16 protein-coding genes are annotated in these 15,839 nt (G+C 72.2%); 10 read left to right on the plus strand and 6 right to left on the minus strand.

All coding sequences use genetic code 11. From position 1 onward, the window contains the following. Window positions 1-134: 134 nt before the first annotated feature. Both M3147_RS05640 and M3147_RS05645 read left to right on the plus strand, forming a co-directional pair. Window positions 135-1,721, plus strand: coding sequence for an amino acid permease (locus tag M3147_RS05640; RefSeq protein WP_251202494.1), 1,587 nt, complete (start codon window positions 135-137; stop codon window positions 1,719-1,721). Window positions 1,722-1,932: 211 nt separating this feature from the next. Next, the gene (locus M3147_RS05645) at window positions 1,933-3,390 is read left to right on the plus strand and encodes an aspartate ammonia-lyase (RefSeq protein ID WP_251202605.1); all 1,458 of its coding nucleotides are present in this window, start codon (window positions 1,933-1,935) and stop codon (window positions 3,388-3,390) included. Window positions 3,391-3,454: 64 nt separating this feature from the next. Here M3147_RS05645 and M3147_RS05650 read toward each other — a convergent pair whose 3' ends face one another. Next, complete coding sequence (locus M3147_RS05650) at window positions 3,455-4,330, minus strand: fumarylacetoacetate hydrolase family protein (RefSeq protein ID WP_251202495.1); 876 nt, start codon at window positions 4,328-4,330, stop codon at window positions 3,455-3,457. A 109-nt stretch (window positions 4,331-4,439) separates the two neighbouring features. Then, window positions 4,440-5,975, minus strand: a complete 1,536-nt coding sequence (locus M3147_RS05655; protein WP_285873449.1) for an AlkA N-terminal domain-containing protein — start codon at window positions 5,973-5,975, stop codon at window positions 4,440-4,442. A 74-nt stretch (window positions 5,976-6,049) separates the two neighbouring features. On the opposite strand from M3147_RS05655, the gene M3147_RS05660 reads away from it, so the two are divergent. The 4 genes from M3147_RS05660 to M3147_RS05675 all read left to right on the plus strand — a co-directional run bounded on the left by M3147_RS05660 (window position 6,050) and on the right by M3147_RS05675 (window position 9,958). Beyond that, window positions 6,050-7,453, plus strand: a complete 1,404-nt coding sequence (locus M3147_RS05660; protein ID WP_251202496.1) for an FAD-binding oxidoreductase — start codon at window positions 6,050-6,052, stop codon at window positions 7,451-7,453. A 9-nt stretch (window positions 7,454-7,462) separates the two neighbouring features. Then, window positions 7,463-8,602, plus strand: a complete 1,140-nt coding sequence (locus M3147_RS05665; RefSeq protein ID WP_251202497.1) for a PrsW family intramembrane metalloprotease — start codon at window positions 7,463-7,465, stop codon at window positions 8,600-8,602. A 192-nt stretch (window positions 8,603-8,794) separates the two neighbouring features. Then, on the plus strand, window positions 8,795-9,166 hold the full coding sequence (locus M3147_RS05670; RefSeq protein ID WP_189086090.1) for an FKBP-type peptidyl-prolyl cis-trans isomerase: 372 nt from the start codon (window positions 8,795-8,797) through the stop codon (window positions 9,164-9,166). A gap of 81 nt (window positions 9,167-9,247) precedes the next feature. Continuing rightward, window positions 9,248-9,958 carry a lysoplasmalogenase gene (locus M3147_RS05675; RefSeq protein WP_251202498.1) on the plus strand — a complete coding sequence of 237 codons (711 nt, stop codon included), beginning with the start codon at window positions 9,248-9,250 and terminating at the stop codon, window positions 9,956-9,958. Here the strand turns inward: M3147_RS05675 and M3147_RS05680 are convergent. Both M3147_RS05680 and M3147_RS05685 read right to left on the minus strand, forming a co-directional pair. Further along, a complete protein-coding gene (locus M3147_RS05680; RefSeq protein WP_251202499.1) occupies window positions 9,870-10,169 on the minus strand; it encodes a protealysin inhibitor emfourin in 300 nt (99 codons plus the stop codon). The genes M3147_RS05675 and M3147_RS05680 overlap by 89 nt on opposite strands. An 11-nt stretch (window positions 10,170-10,180) precedes the next feature. After that, window positions 10,181-11,242, minus strand: coding sequence for a M4 family metallopeptidase (locus tag M3147_RS05685; protein ID WP_251202500.1), 1,062 nt, complete (start codon window positions 11,240-11,242; stop codon window positions 10,181-10,183). 51 nt (window positions 11,243-11,293) lie between these two features. On the opposite strand from M3147_RS05685, the gene M3147_RS05690 reads away from it, so the two are divergent. After that, entirely contained in the window at window positions 11,294-12,127 is an 834-nt protein-coding gene (locus M3147_RS05690) for a CPBP family glutamic-type intramembrane protease (RefSeq protein WP_251202501.1), read from the plus strand. 77 nt (window positions 12,128-12,204) lie between these two features. Beyond that, on the plus strand, window positions 12,205-13,224 hold the full coding sequence (locus M3147_RS05695; protein WP_251202502.1) for a CPBP family intramembrane glutamic endopeptidase: 1,020 nt from the start codon (window positions 12,205-12,207) through the stop codon (window positions 13,222-13,224). 39 nt (window positions 13,225-13,263) lie between these two features. Here M3147_RS05695 and M3147_RS05700 read toward each other — a convergent pair whose 3' ends face one another. Then, on the minus strand, window positions 13,264-13,635 hold the full coding sequence (locus tag M3147_RS05700) for a DUF488 domain-containing protein (RefSeq protein ID WP_251202503.1): 372 nt from the start codon (window positions 13,633-13,635) through the stop codon (window positions 13,264-13,266). A 133-nt stretch (window positions 13,636-13,768) separates the two neighbouring features. Between M3147_RS05700 and rpsO the strand changes: the two genes are divergently transcribed. Beyond that, window positions 13,769-14,038 (plus strand): 30S ribosomal protein S15, encoded by a 270-nt coding sequence (gene rpsO, locus M3147_RS05705; protein WP_251202504.1) that lies wholly within the window; start codon window positions 13,769-13,771, stop codon window positions 14,036-14,038. 121 nt (window positions 14,039-14,159) lie between these two features. Here the strand turns inward: rpsO and M3147_RS05710 are convergent, their stop codons facing one another. Next, on the minus strand, window positions 14,160-14,702 hold the full coding sequence (locus M3147_RS05710; protein WP_251202505.1) for a CGNR zinc finger domain-containing protein: 543 nt from the start codon (window positions 14,700-14,702) through the stop codon (window positions 14,160-14,162). 93 nt (window positions 14,703-14,795) lie between these two features. On the opposite strand from M3147_RS05710, the gene M3147_RS05715 reads away from it, so the two are divergent. After that, on the plus strand, window positions 14,796-15,830 hold the full coding sequence (locus M3147_RS05715; RefSeq protein WP_251202506.1) for an EamA family transporter: 1,035 nt from the start codon (window positions 14,796-14,798) through the stop codon (window positions 15,828-15,830). Window positions 15,831-15,839: the final 9 nt, after the last annotated feature.

The following is a 15,839-nucleotide window of genomic DNA, read 5'->3' on the forward strand; positions in this document are numbered from 1 at the left end:
GACCTGGATGTTTCAAGAAGATTTCTTCACAAAAGGTCTGTACGGCCGACCATTGACGCCCCTATCATCGTGGCCAACACACCGCACCCCCGCGCTCGCCCGAACGGCGCGCGCCATGAATGCAAGGGAGCACCATGGCCAAGGACACGCTCAAGGTGTCGGGCGTCACGTACTCGACGGCCGACGAGGGGTACTTCGAGAAGCGCCGGCTCAAGCGCTCGGCCGGCGTCTGGGGGCTCTGGGGCCTCGCGGTCGCCGCCGTCATCTCCGGCGACTTCTCGGGCTGGAACTTCGGCATCGACTTCGCCGGCTTCGGCGGCATGCTGATCGCCTTCGCCGTGCTCATCGTGATGTACTACGGCCTCATCTTCTCCATCGGGGAGATGAGCTCCGCCATGCCGCACACGGGCGGCGCCTACTCGTTCTCGCGCGCCGCCATGGGGCCGTGGGGCGGCTTCGTCACCGGACTCGCCGAGACCATCGAGTACGTCGCCACCACCGCGGTGATCGTCTACTTCTCGGCCGCCTACGCCGACGGCATCACGAGCGAGCTGCTCGGGTTCTCGATGCCGGCGCCGATCTGGTGGGCCATCCTGTACCTCGCGTTCATCGCGCTGAACGCGGCCGGTGCGAACATCTCGTTCAAGTTCGCGATCGTCGTCTCGATCATCTCGATCGCAATCATCCTCGTGTTCTCGGCGATGGCGCTGTTCTCCGGCCAGTTCTCCTGGGACGCCCTCTGGGACATCGCGCCCGACGCCGGCCAGACGGCCTTCCTGCCGCACGGCGTGCTGCCGATCCTCTTCGCGCTGCCGTTCGCCATGTGGTTCTTCCTCGGCATCGAGGAGCTGCCGCTCGCCGCGGAGGAGTCGCACAACCCGGTGCGCGACATCCCGCGCGCCGGCCTCATCGCCCGGGCGACGCTCATCATCACCGGCCTGCTGGTGCTGTTCCTGAACACCGGCGTCATCGGCGCCGAGGCGACCGGCACCGCGGGGGAGCCGCTGCTCGACGGGTTCCGGGCGATCGTCGGCGACGGCGCGGCCGCCGTGCTCGCGCTCTTCGCCCTCGTCGGCCTCCTCGCCTCGCTGCAGGGCATCATGTTCGCCTACGGACGCAACATGTACTCGCTGTCCCGCGCGGGGTACTATCCGAAGTTCCTCTCGCTCACGGGGTCGCGGCAGACGCCGTGGGTCGCGCTGGTCGCCGGCGCCATCATCGGCTTCGTGGCGCTGATCATCGTGGATCTCGCGGGTGGCGCGTCGGGCGTCGCCGGTGCGATCGTGCTGAACATCGCGGTGTGGGGCGCCGTGCTCGCGTACCTCATGCAGATGGTCGCCTTCGTGCTGCTGCGGCGGAAGTTCCCGAACGCGAGCCGGCCCTACCGGAGCCCGTGGGGTGTGCCGGGTGCCGTCGCCGCGGCGGTCATCGCGGGGCTCATCTTCGTCGGCTTCCTGCTGAACCCGACCTTCGTCCCGGCGATCATCGCGATCGCGGTGGTGTACGTGGTGATGCTCATCGGCTTCGGCGTCTGGGGGAGGCACCGGCTCGTGCTCTCCCCGGAGGAGGAGTACGCGGTCTCCGGCGGCCTGCACGGCGATCCCCAGGCCGAGGGATACGGCGGCGCGGTCGAGGAGACGCTGCTCGCGAGCGACGGCGTCGACGAGCCGGCCGAGGGGCGCCCGGCGGGTGGCCCGGGCGGTGCGGCGCCGCTCGGCTGAGCGGGAAGCGGGATCCCGGCGTGGGGGCGCCGGGAGGGGTCGGCCGGCGGGGCGCGGGGGGTGCTCCGCCGGCCGGCGCTTCGGGCTAGGCTCGGTAGAGGCGCGGAACCGCGCCGGTACCACCCGCCGGGCGACCCTCGGCGGCCGAGGCGATGGAGCCAGCGTGTCGATCTCCGCACACCCGACCCACGAGCGCCGCCTGGAGGCGAACATGATCGGACCCGACGTCCCCACCCGAGTCGAACGCGACTCCCTCGGCGAAGGCCGCGTGCCGATCGACGCCTACTGGGGCGTGCACACGCTCCGCGCCCTCGAGAACTTCCCGATCACCAAGCGCCCCATCTCCGTCTACCCCGAGCTCGTCGTCGCCCTCGCCTCGGTGAAGCAGGCCGCTGCCCGGGCGAACCGCGAGCTCGGCGTGCTCACCGAGCAGAAGGCCGCCTGGATCGACGAGGCCTGCCAGCGCATCATCGACGGCGAGCTGCACGACCAGTTCGTGGTCGGGGTCATCCAGGGCGGCGCCGGCACGTCCACGAACATGAACGCGAACGAGGTCATCGCGAACTTCGCGCTCGAGATCGGCGGCTACGAGAAGGGCCGCTACGACGTCCTGCACCCGATCGACGACGTCAACCGCAGCCAGTCGACGAACGACACCTACCCGACCGCGGTGAAGCTCGCCATGGCGTTCTCGCTGCGCACGATGCTCACCGAGCTCGACCTGCTGCGCATCGCGTTCGGCAAGAAGGGGCGCGAGTTCCACGAGGTGTTGAAGGTCGGCCGCACGCAGCTGCAGGACGCGGTGCCGATGACGCTCGGCCAGGAGTTCCACGGTTTCGCGACCACGCTCGGCGAGGACGTCGACCGGCTCCGCGAGACCATCAAGCTGCTGTCCGAGGTGAACCTCGGCGCCACCGCGATCGGCACCGGCATCACCGCGGAGCCGGGCTACACCGCGGCCGTGGTCCGCACGCTCAGCGAGATCACCGGGCTCACGCTCGAGTCGGCCCCCGACCTCATCGAGGCCACCAGCGACACCGGCGTCTTCATGACCTTCTCGAGCGCGCTGAAGCGCAGCGCCATCAAGCTCTCGAAGATCTGCAACGACCTGCGGCTGCTCTCCTCTGGCCCGCAGGCGGGCCTCGGCGAGATCAACCTGCCGCCGAAGCAGGCGGGATCGTCGATCATGCCGGGCAAGGTCAACCCCGTGATCCCCGAGGCCGTCAGCCAGGTGGCGTACGCCGTGGCGGGCGCCGACCTCACCGTCACGATGGCCGCCGAGAGCGGTCAGCTGCAGCTGAACGCGTTCGAGCCGGTCATCGCGCACTCGCTGCTGCAGTCGATCACCTGGATGCGTCAGGCGTGCTGGACCCTCCGCGTGAACTGCGTGGACGGCATCACCGCGAACACCGACCGCCTGGAGCACATGGTCTCGACGAGCGTCGGCGTGATCACCGCCCTCATCCCGTTCATCGGCTACACCGAGGCCGCGACGCTCGCGAAGCTCGCGCTCGCGACCGGCCGCCCGGTGGCGGACCTCGTCGTCGAGGCCGGGCTGATGAGCCGTGAAGAGGTGGAGCGTCAGCTCTCGCCGTCGAAGCTGTCCGGCATCCGACCGATCACGACGGCCATCCCGGTGCAGCAGCTGCAGGCCGAGCCGAGCGAGTAGCGGGCGACGCGAACGGCGCCCCGGCCGAGGCCGGGGCGCCGTTCGCATGCGGGGGTGGGGCGGCTCAGACGACCCGGCAGTGGGTCGTGAGCGAGCCGATGCCCTCGACGGTGATCGTGACGGTCGAGCCATCCTGCAGGAACACTTGCGGGTTGCGCGAGTAGCCGGCGCCGCCGGGGCTGCCCGTGCTGATCAGGGTGCCGGGCGGGATCGTCGCCGAGCGCGACAGATACGAGATGATCTCCGCGACGCTCCGCACCATCTCGTTGGTCGAGGCGTCTTGCAGGATGCGGCCGTCGAGGTTCGTCGTGAGCCAGAGATCCTGCGGGTCGGCGATCTCGTCGGCGGTGACCACGACCGGGCCGGTCGGGGTGAAGCCGTCGAAGGACTTGCAGCGCGACCACTGCGCCTCGCTGAACTGGATGTTGCGCGCCGTGATGTCGTTCACCACGGTGTAGCCCCAGACGTAGTCGAGGGCGTCGCGCACGTGCACGCCGCGCGCCGGACGGCCGATGATGACGCCGAGCTCGGCCTCGTAGTCGACCTGCGTCGAGAGGTCTTCGGACCAGCTCGTCGTGGCGCCGTGCGAGGTGAGCGAGTTCGGCCAGAGCGAGAAGATCGTCGGGGCGGTCTCGTGGCGGAGCTTCAGCTCCTGCGAGTGCGCGGCGTAGTTCGCGCCGATGGCGAGGATGTGCGGGGGGCGCAGCACCGCGGAGGCGTGGCGCAGCTCGGAGACGGGGGTGAGCTGTGCACCCGCCGCGAGGGCGACGTCGACCGCGACGCGGACGGCGCCGAGCCCCTCGGGGCCCTGCTCGATGAGGTCCTGCAGGTCGCGCGGGGCCGGGTCGAGCACCTCGTCGAGGAAGAGCGCTGCTTCGGCGATCACCACCGCGAGCCGGGGGGTCGTCTGGCCTTCGACTCTCAGGTGCGCGAATTTCACCATTCCAAGCTATCGGGTGGCATCCGGGCGGAACCTGACGGCATGTACAACACTCCAGCGGGATCCTTCCACAATGGCGACAGTTGCTTCCGCCATCCGAAATGAACCGTCAGGTTGCGGCGCGCCAGAGGTGCATCGACGCATAGCTCCGCCACGGCGCCCAGCCCGCTCCGCGGCGGGCGAGCTCGGCGGCGTCGCCCGGGAGTCCGAGCGCCAGCGCGCCGGCTCGGAGAGCGAGGTCGCTCGTCAGCAGCACGTCGGGCGCGCGCGTCACGCGCATCGCGACGTAGCCGGCGGTCCAAAGGCCGATCCCGCGGATGGCGAGAAGCTCCTCGGTGAGCTGCTCGCGGGAACGGTCGGCCGACACCACGAGTTCGCCGTTCGTGAGCCGCTCGGCGACATCGACGATCGTGGCGATCCGCGCCTTCGGGCCGGCGAGCACCTCCCCGCCGCGTTCGGCGATCGCCGCGGCGGTGGGGAAGAGGAGAGTGAGCTCGCCTGAGGTCGCCGAGGGCATCGGCTCGCCGAGGGCGGCCGCCAGCCGGCCGAGCGCGGTGCGTGCCGCGGCGACCGAGATCTGCTGGCCGATGAGGGCGCGGAAGAGCAGTTCGTGGGCGTCGAGGCAGCCGGGGACACGGATGCCGGGGACGCGCGCCACGGCCGGCGCGAGTGCCGGATCGTCGGCGAGCGCCTCGTCGATCGCGACCGCGTCGGCATCGAGGTCGAAGAGCCGCCGCACCCGGGCGACGAGCGGTGTCAGGTCGCCGAGGGTGCTCAGCCGGGCCTCGACCTCGATCGCGCCGCCGCCGGCGGCGTTGGTGAAGGCGAGCCGGGCCGGGCCGCCCGGCAGCCGCAGGGTGCGCTCGAAGCCGCCCTCCGTCGCCCGTTCGACGCCGGCGACGGCCCGGGTCGCGAGCCACGCGAACACGCCGTCGGCGTCGAACGGCTCGCGCGCGGGAAGCCGGAGGTGCACCTGGGCGCCGCCGTCCGCGGTCACCTCGGACGGCGGCGCACCCACCCCGGAGCGATGCGCGGCGGCGCGCAGCTCCAGCGGCGTGCGGTCGTAGACCTCCCGGATCGTCTCGTTGAACTGGCGCACGCTGCCGAAGCCCGCCGCGAACGCGATGTCCGCGGCCGGCATGCTCGTGGAGAGCAGCAGGGTGCGGGCCGTCTGCGCGCGGTGCGCCCGCGCGAGCGCGAGCGGGCCCGCCCCGAGCTCGGCACTGAGCACCCGTGTGAGGTGCCGGGTCGTGTAGCCGAGGCGTGCGGCGAGGCCGGGCACCCCCTCGCGCTCGACGACCCCGTCGGCGATGAGGCGCATCGCGCGGGCGGCGAGGTCATCACGGAGGTCCCACTCGGGAGAGCCCGGAACGGCGTCGGGGAGGCAGCGCTTGCAGGCGCGGAGCCCCGCCTCGTGCGCGGCGGCCGCGGTGAGGTAGAAGGTCACGTTCGACGGCTTCGGCGAGACCGCGGGGCAGCTCGGCCGGCAGTAGATGCCGGTGGAGTGCACGCCCGTGATGAACTGCCCGTCGAAGCGGGCGTCGCGGGCGCGCATCGCCCGGTACCGCTCGGCGAAGACCGGATCGGCGAGGGCGGCGTCATCGCGGGCGGCGGCCCGCTGCGGGCGGTCGGTGATGATGGGCATGCGTCCAGCCTGCCACCGTCCACCGACCATGACTCGCGGAATTCGGACACGAGCGGCGGGGCTAGGCTGCATCCATGTCGAACGAGGTCGTCCAGCAGTTGATCGCCGAGCTCGGGGACGCGGTCGTCCTCGACGGCGCGGCGCTCGACGCGAGCCGCGAGGACCGCTCGGGCCACCGCGCGGAGGAACGGCCCCTCGCCGTCATCCGCCCGGCGACGGTCGCGCAGGTGCAGGCGACGATGCGCATCGCGCACGCGACCCGGACCCCGGTCGTCCCGCGCGGCGCCGGCACCGGGCTCGCGGGCGGCGCGATCGCGAGCCCCGGGGCCGTCGTGCTCGACGTCTCCGGCATGGACCGCATCCTCGAGGTCGATGAGGACGATGAGCTCGCCGTCGTCGAACCCGGGGTGCTGAACGGCGCCCTGAACGCGCAGCTCGCCCCGAGCGGGCTCTGGTTCGCGCCCGATCCGGCCAGTCGCGAGATCTCCTCGATCGGCGGCAACATCGCGACGAACGCGGGAGGCCTCCTCTGCGCGAAGTACGGCGTCACGCGCGAGGCGGTGCTCGGGCTCGCCGTGGTGCTCGCCGACGGGCGGCTGATCCGCACGGGCCGCCGCACCGTCAAGGGCGTCACCGGCTACGACCTCACCGCGCTCCTCACCGGTTCCGAAGGCACCCTCGGCGTCATCGTGGAGGCGACGGTGCGGCTCCGGCCGATCCCGCTCGGCGGCCCCGTGACGATCGCCGCCGCGTTCCCCGACGTCGAGGCGGCCGCCGCGGCGTGCGCCGCGGTCACCGCGGCCCGGCTCAGGTCCGCGATCCTCGAACTGCTGGACGCCGGATCCATCGCCCGGATCGCCGAGTACCTCGGCGCGACGGCGCTCGTCGACACCCCGCTCGCGGGACTCGCGCCGGGCGAGGCCTTCGTCGTCGCCCAGTGCGACGATGCCGGGGCCGAAGCCGACGCCATCGCGCTCGCGGCCGTGTTCGAAGCGGCGGGCGGGCGCACCCGACGCTCCGGCGACGTCGCCGAGGGGGAGCGCCTGCTCGGCATCCGCCGGGCGATGCACCCGGCGATGGCGGCGCGCGGCGAGGTGCTCATCGAGGACGTCGCCGTCCCCCGCTCGAAGCTCGCCGAGATGTTCCGGGCGATCGAGGACATCGGCGCGCGCCACGGCGTCGAGATCCCGACCATCGCGCACGCCGCCGACGGCAACCTGCACCCGAACTTCGTCTACGACGGCGGCGAGGTGCCCGCGCACCTCTGGGCTGCCGCCGACGAGATGTTCCGCACCGCCGTCCGCCTCGGCGGCACCCTCACCGGCGAGCACGGCGTCGGCATCCTGAAGCGCCGCTGGCTCGCCGAGGAGCTCGGCCCCGACGTCTTCGAGCTGCAACAGGGCATCAAACGGCTCTTCGACCCGCTCGGCATCCTGAACCCCGGGGTGATGTTCGAACCGGCGCCGCCGGCTCGCTAAGCTGCGCGCGTGAGCTTCCATCCGCAGGCCCAGCCCCAGTTCCTCCCGCCGGCCGCGACGCCGCCGCGCCGCTCGGCCGGCCTCGTCTTCGCCGTCGTCGGCATCTCGGTCGCCGGCCTCGTGGGCCTGCTGGTGCTCGCCTACCTCGCGGTCGCGCTCGGGATGTCGAGCCTCGTCGTCGGTTCCGTGCTCGCCCTCGTGCCGCTCGCGATCGTGCTGCTCGCGGTGCGCTGGGTCGACCGCTGGGAACCCGAACCGCGCTGGGCGCTCTGGTTCGCCTTCCTCTGGGGAGCGGCGGTCTCCGTGGCGATCGCCCTCATCGTCGACCTCGGGGTGCAGATCGCGGTGGCGGTGACGACGCCGGGCGGCGCGAGCGACGAGGTGGTGCAGTCGGTGGTGCAGGCGCCGATCGTGGAGGAGACGGCGAAGGGCGTGGGCGTCCTCCTCGTGTACCTGTTCTCACGCTCGCACTTCGACGGCCCCGTCGACGGGCTCGTCTACGCCGCCACCGTCGCCGCCGGCTTCGCCTTCACCGAGAACGTGCTCTACTTCGGCGTCGCGCTCGCCGAGGGCGGCACGGAGGAGCTCGGCGCGACGTTCGTCGTGCGCGGGCTCTTCTCGCCCTTCGCTCATGTGCTGTTCACCGCGTGCACGGGGCTCGCGCTCGGCATCGCCGCCAATCGCGGCGGCGGAGCGCGGGTCGGCGGCTGGTTCCTCGGCGGCCTGGTGCTCGCGATCGGCTTGCACGCGCTCTGGAACGGTTCCCTCGTCTTCGCCGACGCCGTGGCGCTCTACGTGACCGTGCAGGTGCCGATCTTCGTGGCCGCGATCATCGTCACCGTGCTGCTGCGCCGCCAGGAGGTGCGGGTCACCCGGCTCCGGCTCGGCGAGTACCAGGCGGCGGGATGGTTCGACGCGGGCGAGGTCGAAGGCCTCTCGACCCCGGCCGGCCGCCGGGCCGCACTTGCCTGGGCGAAGGCGCAGCGACCGCCGCGCACGGCCGCCGTGCGGAGCTTCATCGCGGACTCCACGCGACTCGCGTTCACCAGGAACGCGATCGCGACGGGCCGGGCCGACGTGCGCCGCCTCGAGGACGAGCGGGTGCTGCTCGAACGGGTGACGGCCGCTCGCCGCGCGATCATGGGGTAGTGGCGGGCCGTGGCCGTGGCCGTGGCCGGCACGGAAGAAGCTCGTCGCCCTGGGGTGTGGCACTGCCGACAGCTCTCCTGGGCGACGAGCTCCTTAGGGTTCCAGGGTGCACGCTGTTCGCAGTCAGCGCAAGAGCGGAGTGGACGCCCGTCCGCGATTGCTCTCGGCCGTGGCATCCGTTTGGATGGACGCATGACCGACACCAACAGCAAGCCTGAGATCGACGCCCCCGAGGGCCCCGCCCCCACCGAGCTCGTCATCGAGGACATCGTCGTCGGCGACGGCGCCGAGGCCCAGCCCGGTTCGACCGTCGATGTGCACTACCTCGGCGTCGAGTACGACTCGGGCGAGGAGTTCGATTCCTCGTGGAGCCGCAACCAGTCCATCAACTTCCCGCTGCAGGCGCTCATCGCCGGCTGGCAGGAGGGCATCCCCGGCATGAAGGTCGGCGGGCGCCGCAAGCTCACCGTCCCGCCGCAGAAGGCCTACGGGCCCGCGGGCGGCGGCCACCGCCTCTCGGGCCAGACCCTGATCTTCGTGATCGACCTGCTCGGCGTCAGCTGAGCGAGCGAGTCCACGACGAGGGCCGGCGGGGGATCCCCGCCGGCCCTCGCCGTCTGCGCGGGCCGCGCTAGCATTCCTGCTGTGCTGCCCCCGTTCCTGCCCTATCTGGGCCTCTCCGTCGTACACCTCGTGCTGCTCTCGATCGGGCCGGACTGGTCGGTGACCGCGACGAAGGCGCTGCTCATGCCGGCGCTCATGCTCGCGGTGCTGCTCGCCGCGCCGCGACCGCGGGGGGCGGCGTGCCGGCTGCTGATCGTCGGCCTCGTCTTCTCCTGGGGCGGTGATGTGGCGCTGAGCTTCCCGGGCGACGGCTGGTTCACGATCGGCCTGGGCTCGTTCCTCGCCGCGCACCTCGTCTACCTCGCCCTCTTCCTGCAGCTGTCGCGCGGCGCGGGCGAGGTGCGGCTGCGCCGGCGGCGGCGTCTCCCGCTCTGGGCGCTCATTGTCTACCCGGTGTGGTTCGTCGGCTTCCTCGCGCTGCTCGGCCCGCACACCGGGGCGCTCCTCGTGCCGGTGGCGGCCTACGGGCTCGCGCTCGGAGCGATGGCGACGCTCGCCGCCGGGAACGGCCCGATGCTCGCGACGGGCGGCGCGCTGTTCGTGCTGTCCGACTCAGTGCTCGGGCTCGGCCGGTTCCTGCCGGGCTACGACTTCGCCGGGCACGATGCCGTCGTGATGGTGAGTTACCTCGCGGCGCAGGGGCTCATCGCCCTGGGCGTCGTGGTGCACCTCCGCGTCGGGGCGAGGCGGTCTGCCGCACTCGGTCGACCAGCTCCTGCCACGGCCCGGTGAGCTGGCGCTCGGCGAGTTCGACCTCGTTCGGCGGGCAGCTGATGCGGTAGACGTAGCGGTCGGGCTCGGGCGGCGCCGCGGGAACCTCGTGCCAGGGCAGCTCGTCGATGAGCAGCACCCAGTCGTCGCGATCGGGTTGCTCGTCGACCTCGACCTCCCAGGTGAGGCGGAGCCCGGCGAGTCCGCCGCTGCGTTGCACGATGACGTCCATCGCGCCAGATGCTACTCCGCCCGGCCCGGCTCTGCGGGCTCGGGCTCGATGCCGACCTCGCGCCAGCCGCGCAGGACCGCCCCGTGCTCTCGCGACCCGGCGCCGAACCGCTCGGCCGCCGTGCGCAGGGTCTCGGCCGCGAAGCCGGAGAAGGTCTCGTCTTCGCGGAGCCGGCCGGAGACGAGCGCGTCGTACCAGACCCGCCCGACGTGCTCCCAGGCGAAGCCGCCGAGCTCGCGCGCGGCGAGGGCGAACGCACGGTTGGGGATGCCGGAGTTCAGGTGCACCCCGCCGTGGTCGTCGCTCGTCTCGACGTAGTCGCGGAAGTGCGCCGGCTGCGGGTCGCGGCCGAGGACGTCGTCGTCGTACGCGGTGCCGGGCTCGAGCATGGAGCGGAGGGCCCGGCCTTCGACCTCCGGTGTGAAGATGCCCTCGCCGATCAGCCAGTTCGCGGCCTCGGCGTCTTGCCCCAGGGCGTACTGCTCGACGAGCGCGCCGAACGCGTCGGAGACATGCTCGTTGAGCGCGCCCGACTGCCCCTCGTAGCGCAACCGGGCGGTGTGCTCGGTGAGGCCGTGCGCGAGTTCGTGGCCGATGACGCTGAGCGAGCCGGTGAAGCCCTGGAACACCTCGCCGTCGCCGTCGCCGAACACCATGCGCTCGCCGTCCCAGAAGGCGTTGTCGTAGCGGTCGCCGAAGTGCACCGTGGCCTCGAGCGGCATGCCCGCGCCATCGATCGAGTCTCGGCCGAACACGCGCTCGAACATGCGGTGCGTGTCGCCCAGGCCGTTGTACGCCTCGTCGACGGCCTCGTCGCCGGTGGCCGGTTCGCCCTCGCGGCGGACGAGCCGGCCGGGCAGCTTCTCGAGCCCTTCGGCATCGGAGATGCGGCGCACCGGCGTCGACGGTGCGTCGGGCAGCACGCTCGGCAGCCCGGGCAGCGGGCCGGGACCGAGTCGTGGTGAGGGGGGACGCAGCAGCGCGCGGCGCGCGGCCTCAGCCGCGAGCGGGAAGCGCGGGCCGGCGGCCTCGGCGATGCGATCGAGGAGGTAGGGCGGGACGATCTCCGGCATGACTCGATGCTGCCACCGACCGCCGACAGCGGCCACCTCTAGGCTGGAACGATGCCAGCGCTTCCGACGGGCGAGCTCCGCCGCCATGCGATCGGGCTCCTCCCTGCCGCCGCCGTGTGCGGCGCGGCCGTGCTGCTGTTCGGGCTGCAGCTGGTCTGGCCGGGCTACGCGCTGCTCGCCGCAGGGCTCGTCGGGGCGTGGCTCTGCGATCGCGCCGGCCGCACCGAGCGGCTCGCCGCCGACCTCGCGCTCATCGCGCTCGGCCAGCTGATCATCTCGACCGTCTCGCTGAAGGCCGACCTCTCGAACGCGGGCATGATCCGCTTCACCGTCGTCCTCGGGCTGGCGGTGGCCGTCCCGTACCTCGTCTCGCGCTTCCTCTACCGCGAACGGGTGATCCGATTCCCCTGGCGGACGGGGCAGCGCTGGACGCTCGTGCAGTGGGGCTACCTCGCCGCCGTCGTCGTGGCGGGATGGCTCATCCTGCCGTTCTACTTCATCACCTCCGGCGTGTACGAGAACTGGCCGACCGTCGTCGCACCCGACGAGATCGCACGCCTGTTCGTCGGGGTGAACGCCGTCGGCACCTGGGACGAGCTCTTCTTCATCTGCACGGTGTTCACGCTGCTCCGCCGGCATTTCCCGGTGTGGCAGGCGAACCTGCTGCAGGCGACGGTGTTCGTCTCCTTCCTGTGGGAGCTCGGCTATCAGTCGTGGGGTCCGTTGCTCACGATCCCGTTCGCCCTGGTGCAGGGCTGGACGTTCACGCTCACGAAGTCGCTCACCTACGTGCTGACCGTGCATCTGCTGTTCGACGCGGTCGTCTTCGCCGTCATCGTCTACGCGCACAACGGTTGGCCCGCGATCTTCCTGCTCGCGCCGTAGGGTTCCGACGTGCGGGGGAGACGGTTCCGCCGTGCGGGGGAGGCGCGGCATCCGCCGGATCCGCTTCGCTGGGACCCATGAGCGATTCCGAGACGACCACGGTGCAGGGGCCGACCGGGGCGGGCGCCGCGGGCGCCGCCGACCGCCAGCGGGCGAAGAACTCCGAGCGCGGCGCGGTGCTGCCGACGTCCGTGCCGTGGCGCGCGGTGGTGGTCTTCCTCGTCATCGCGCTCGGCGGGGCCTGGCTCGTCGAGCTGCCGGTGTGGCTCTCGGGGGAGGGGCTCGCGAGCCCGCTGTTCGGCCCGCTCACGCTCGCGATGATGTTCACCCCGACGGTCGCCGCCCTCGTCGTGGTGTTCTGGGTGCACCGCGCCCCGAGTGCACCGCGCTGGCTCGGGCTCTGGCCCCTGCGGCCGGCAGGGCGGACCTGGCTGTTCATCGCGCTCGGCGCGGTCGGCTTCACCCTCATCCCGTTCGCCGCCCTCCTCCTCGGCGAGGCGATGGGACTCATCCGCCTCGACCTGACCGGGTTCAGCGGCGTCGCCGCGGCGCTCGCCGCGAGCGGCGGGCAGGGCGCGGATGCCGCGACCGTCGTGACGATCACGCTGCTCATGCTGCCGGTCGTGACGCTCGTGAACTGCGGCGCGACCTTCGGCGAGGAACTCGGCTGGCGCGGTTGGCTGCTGCCGGCGCTGCGGCCGCTCGGCACCTGGGCGGCGCTCCTCGCGAGCGGCGTGATCTGGGGGCTCTGGCACGCGCCCGTCATCCTGCTCGGCTACAACTACGGCCGCACCGACCTCGTGGGCGTCCTCTGCATGGTCGTCTTCTGCGTGCTCGTCGGCACCGTCTTCGGCTGGCTGCGCCTGCGCAGCGCCTCGGTGTGGCCGGCGGTCGTCGCCCATGCGGCGCTCAACACCGCCGGCTCGCAGTTCCTGATCTTCGTGGACGCGAGCGATCTCCCGGCAGATCCGTGGGGCTCGATGCTCGGCTGGCCCGGCTGGATCCTCTTCGCCGTCGTGATCGTCCTGCTCGCGATCACGGGGCAGTTCCGGAAGCAGCCGCAGCCCGGGCTCACGCTCGCCGAGTCGCGCGCCTGAGCCGGGCGAGCCCGTCGCTCCGGCAGGCGAGCGGCGCGCTCAGTCGGGCCGCTCGACCTCCGCGCCGTGCTCGGCGAGCCAGTCGAGGAGCACCGTCGCGTGGTTCACCCGCTGATCGCGCGCGCCGAAGAGCAGGGTGACGCGAGGCTGCTCCCGGCCGAACTCGAGCAGCTCGGCACCCGCCGTGCCCGCGTCGAGCTCCTGCCGGTACTGCGCGGCGAAGTGCGCGAAGTCCTCGAGCTGACGGTGCCAGGCGGTGCGGAGCTCGGGGGAGGGGGCGACGTCCGTGTCCCAGCGGTCGAGCTCGGCCCGCTCCCGGCTCACGCCGCGCGGCCAGAGCCGGTCGACGAGCACTCGGACTCCGTCGTCGGCCGAGGCCGCCTCGTACACCCGCTTGATCGCGAACACCATGCCTCCAGTCTGGGGCAGGCCGGCCTCCCGCGCTCTGCTAAGCTAGTTCGGTTGCCGTCCACCGGCCGCGCATGAAGAGAGCCCAGGCATCAGGCCCCGGGCAGCGCGCAACGAGAAGAAAGGGGATCCCTCTATGGCACTGGATTCAGAGACCAAGAAGGCGATCATCGAAGAGTACGCGACGCACCCCGGTGACACTGGATCCCCTGAGGTCCAGATCGCGATCCTCACCAAGCGCATCAAGGACCTCACCGAGCACCTGAAGGAGCACAAGCACGACCACCACTCGCGTCGTGGTCTGCTGCTCCTCGTCGGTCAGCGTCGTCGTCTGCTCGGCTACCTCGCCGACGTCGACATCGAGCGCTACCGTACGCTCATCGAGCGTCTCGGGCTGCGCCGCTAAGCACGGCAGTCCGCGCGGCTCTCGACGACTCCGCGAACTTCTTGCGAAGGCCCCCGCACCTGCTCCTCGGAGCAAGGCCGGGGGCCTTCGTCATGCCCGGCGTCCGGCGACCCGCCCGGGGTCAGCCCCTGGCCCGGTAGGCGCGCACGGCCATCCGGTTGCCGCATCGTGTCGAGCAGAACCGGCGCGAGCCGTTCTTCGAGAGATCGAGGTAGGCGGCGTCGCAGTCGTCGGCCCCGCAGCGGCGCAGCCGGTCGAGCTGATCGGCGCGTACGACGTCGACGAAGGCCATGGCGACCTCGACCAGGATGCGCTCGGCGAGCGGAGCCTCGGCCGAGGTCGCGTGGATGTGCCAGTCGAGCGCGTCATGCCGGACGAGCCGCGGCACCGCGTCGGACTCGGCGAGGATCGCGTTCACCTCGGCGACCGCGTCGTCGCGGTCGCACGACCACAGGGCGCGCAGGCGCTCGCGTGCTGCGGTCACCTCGGCGAGCTCGCGGGCGTCGCCGTCGCGTCGGCCCGAGTACCACCAGCGATCCAGGATGGCGGCGAGCGCCGCGGGATCGGCGAGCTCGTCGGCGCCGGACCCGCTGGCCTCGGGCACCGTGTTGGCCAGGGCGGCGGCGAACTGCAGGGCATCGATCGTGTCATTGGTGAAAATCATTTGACTCCTGACTTTCGCGTGCCGTACTGTCACGAGCATAACGGTGTTCGCCCATGACGGCGGGCACTTCGGCGACGGAGTCGAGGAGGGCTCGTGCGCGGATCGCGCGGTGTGACGGGGATCGCCCTGGGCGTGGCGGCGGGGCTCGCCTTCGGGGTGGGCGGCGTCTTCGTGAAGCCGTTGCTCGAGAGCGGCTGGAGCCCGGGTGCGGCAGTGCTCGCCCGCATCTCGATCGCCGCCGTCATCCTCGCCGTCCCCGGCCTGGTCGCCCTCCACGGCGACCTGCGCCCGCTGTGGCGGGCGCGCTGGACCGTGCTCCTGTTCGGCTTGATCGCCGTCGCCGGCGTGCAGTTCTTCTTCTACGCCTCACTCGAGCGCATCCCGGTTTCGCTCACGCTCCTCATCGAGTACCTCGCACCGATCGCCCTGGTGCTCCTCGCCTGGGCGCGCTCCCGACGGATGCCGCAGCGCATCGTGCTCGCGGGCTCCGTGCTGGCGCTCACGGGGCTCGTGCTCGTCATCGGCCCGGGCGGCGGCCGGCTCGACCCGCTCGGGCTCGCTTTCGCGGCGCTCGCGATGGTCGGCGTCTGCGTCTACTACCTCGTCGGCGAGTCCGCCGCGGCGCAGCTGCCGCCGCTCGCGCTCATCGCGGCGGGCTTCGTCGTCGGGGCGGTGGCGCTCGCACTCCTCGGGGCGACCGGACTGCTGCCGATGCGCTTCGTGTTCGACGACGTCGCCTTCCTCGGCGGCGACGCGCCCTGGTTCGTCGCGCTCCTCGCGGTCGGCCTGCTCTCCACGGCGTTCGCCTACACGGCGGGCCTCGCCGCGATCGGCCGCCTCGGATCCCGTCTCGCCGCATTCCTCGGCCTCTCCGAGGTGGTCTTCGCCGCCATCGCCGGCTGGGTCTTGCTCGGCGAGGTGCTGGGCGGCCTGCAGATCCTCGGCGGGGTGCTGATCCTCGCCGGCATCGTGTGCGTGAAGCTCGAGCGCCGGCCCGTGACGCCCGGCGCCCTCGGCGAGCGAGCTGTCGCGGCCTCCGCGGTCGCCGTCGAACTCGGCGCGGAGCCGATGCCGGTCACGGCTTCGCTGCCGCTCCCGCCCGGTGCGGACGACGGACGAGCGGCTTAGGCTCGGCGC

The sequence above is a fragment of the Agromyces mediolanus genome (genome assembly GCF_023715325.1).
In the GTDB taxonomy this organism is placed as follows: Bacteria; Actinomycetota; Actinomycetes; order Actinomycetales; family Microbacteriaceae; genus Agromyces; species Agromyces mediolanus_A.

Coding starts and splice junctions, on each gene's coding strand:
- rpsO (WP_251202504.1), top strand. CDS start 13,769: ATGGCACTGGATTCAGAGACCAAGAAGGCGATCATCGAAGAGTACGCG.
- M3147_RS05690 (WP_251202501.1), top strand. CDS start 11,294: ATGCCAGCGCTTCCGACGGGCGAGCTCCGCCGCCATGCGATCGGGCTC.
- M3147_RS05710 (WP_251202505.1), bottom strand. CDS start 14,702: ATGATTTTCACCAATGACACGATCGATGCCCTGCAGTTCGCCGCCGCC.
- M3147_RS05655 (WP_285873449.1), bottom strand. CDS start 5,975: ATGCCCATCATCACCGACCGCCCGCAGCGGGCCGCCGCCCGCGATGAC.
- M3147_RS05640 (WP_251202494.1), top strand. CDS start 135: ATGGCCAAGGACACGCTCAAGGTGTCGGGCGTCACGTACTCGACGGCC.
- M3147_RS05700 (WP_251202503.1), bottom strand. CDS start 13,635: ATGGTGTTCGCGATCAAGCGGGTGTACGAGGCGGCCTCGGCCGACGAC.
- M3147_RS05695 (WP_251202502.1), top strand. CDS start 12,205: ATGAGCGATTCCGAGACGACCACGGTGCAGGGGCCGACCGGGGCGGGC.
- M3147_RS05680 (WP_251202499.1), bottom strand. CDS start 10,169: ATGGACGTCATCGTGCAACGCAGCGGCGGACTCGCCGGGCTCCGCCTC.
- M3147_RS05660 (WP_251202496.1), top strand. CDS start 6,050: ATGTCGAACGAGGTCGTCCAGCAGTTGATCGCCGAGCTCGGGGACGCG.
- M3147_RS05670 (WP_189086090.1), top strand. CDS start 8,795: ATGACCGACACCAACAGCAAGCCTGAGATCGACGCCCCCGAGGGCCCC.
- M3147_RS05645 (WP_251202605.1), top strand. CDS start 1,933: ATGATCGGACCCGACGTCCCCACCCGAGTCGAACGCGACTCCCTCGGC.
- M3147_RS05685 (WP_251202500.1), bottom strand. CDS start 11,242: ATGCCGGAGATCGTCCCGCCCTACCTCCTCGATCGCATCGCCGAGGCC.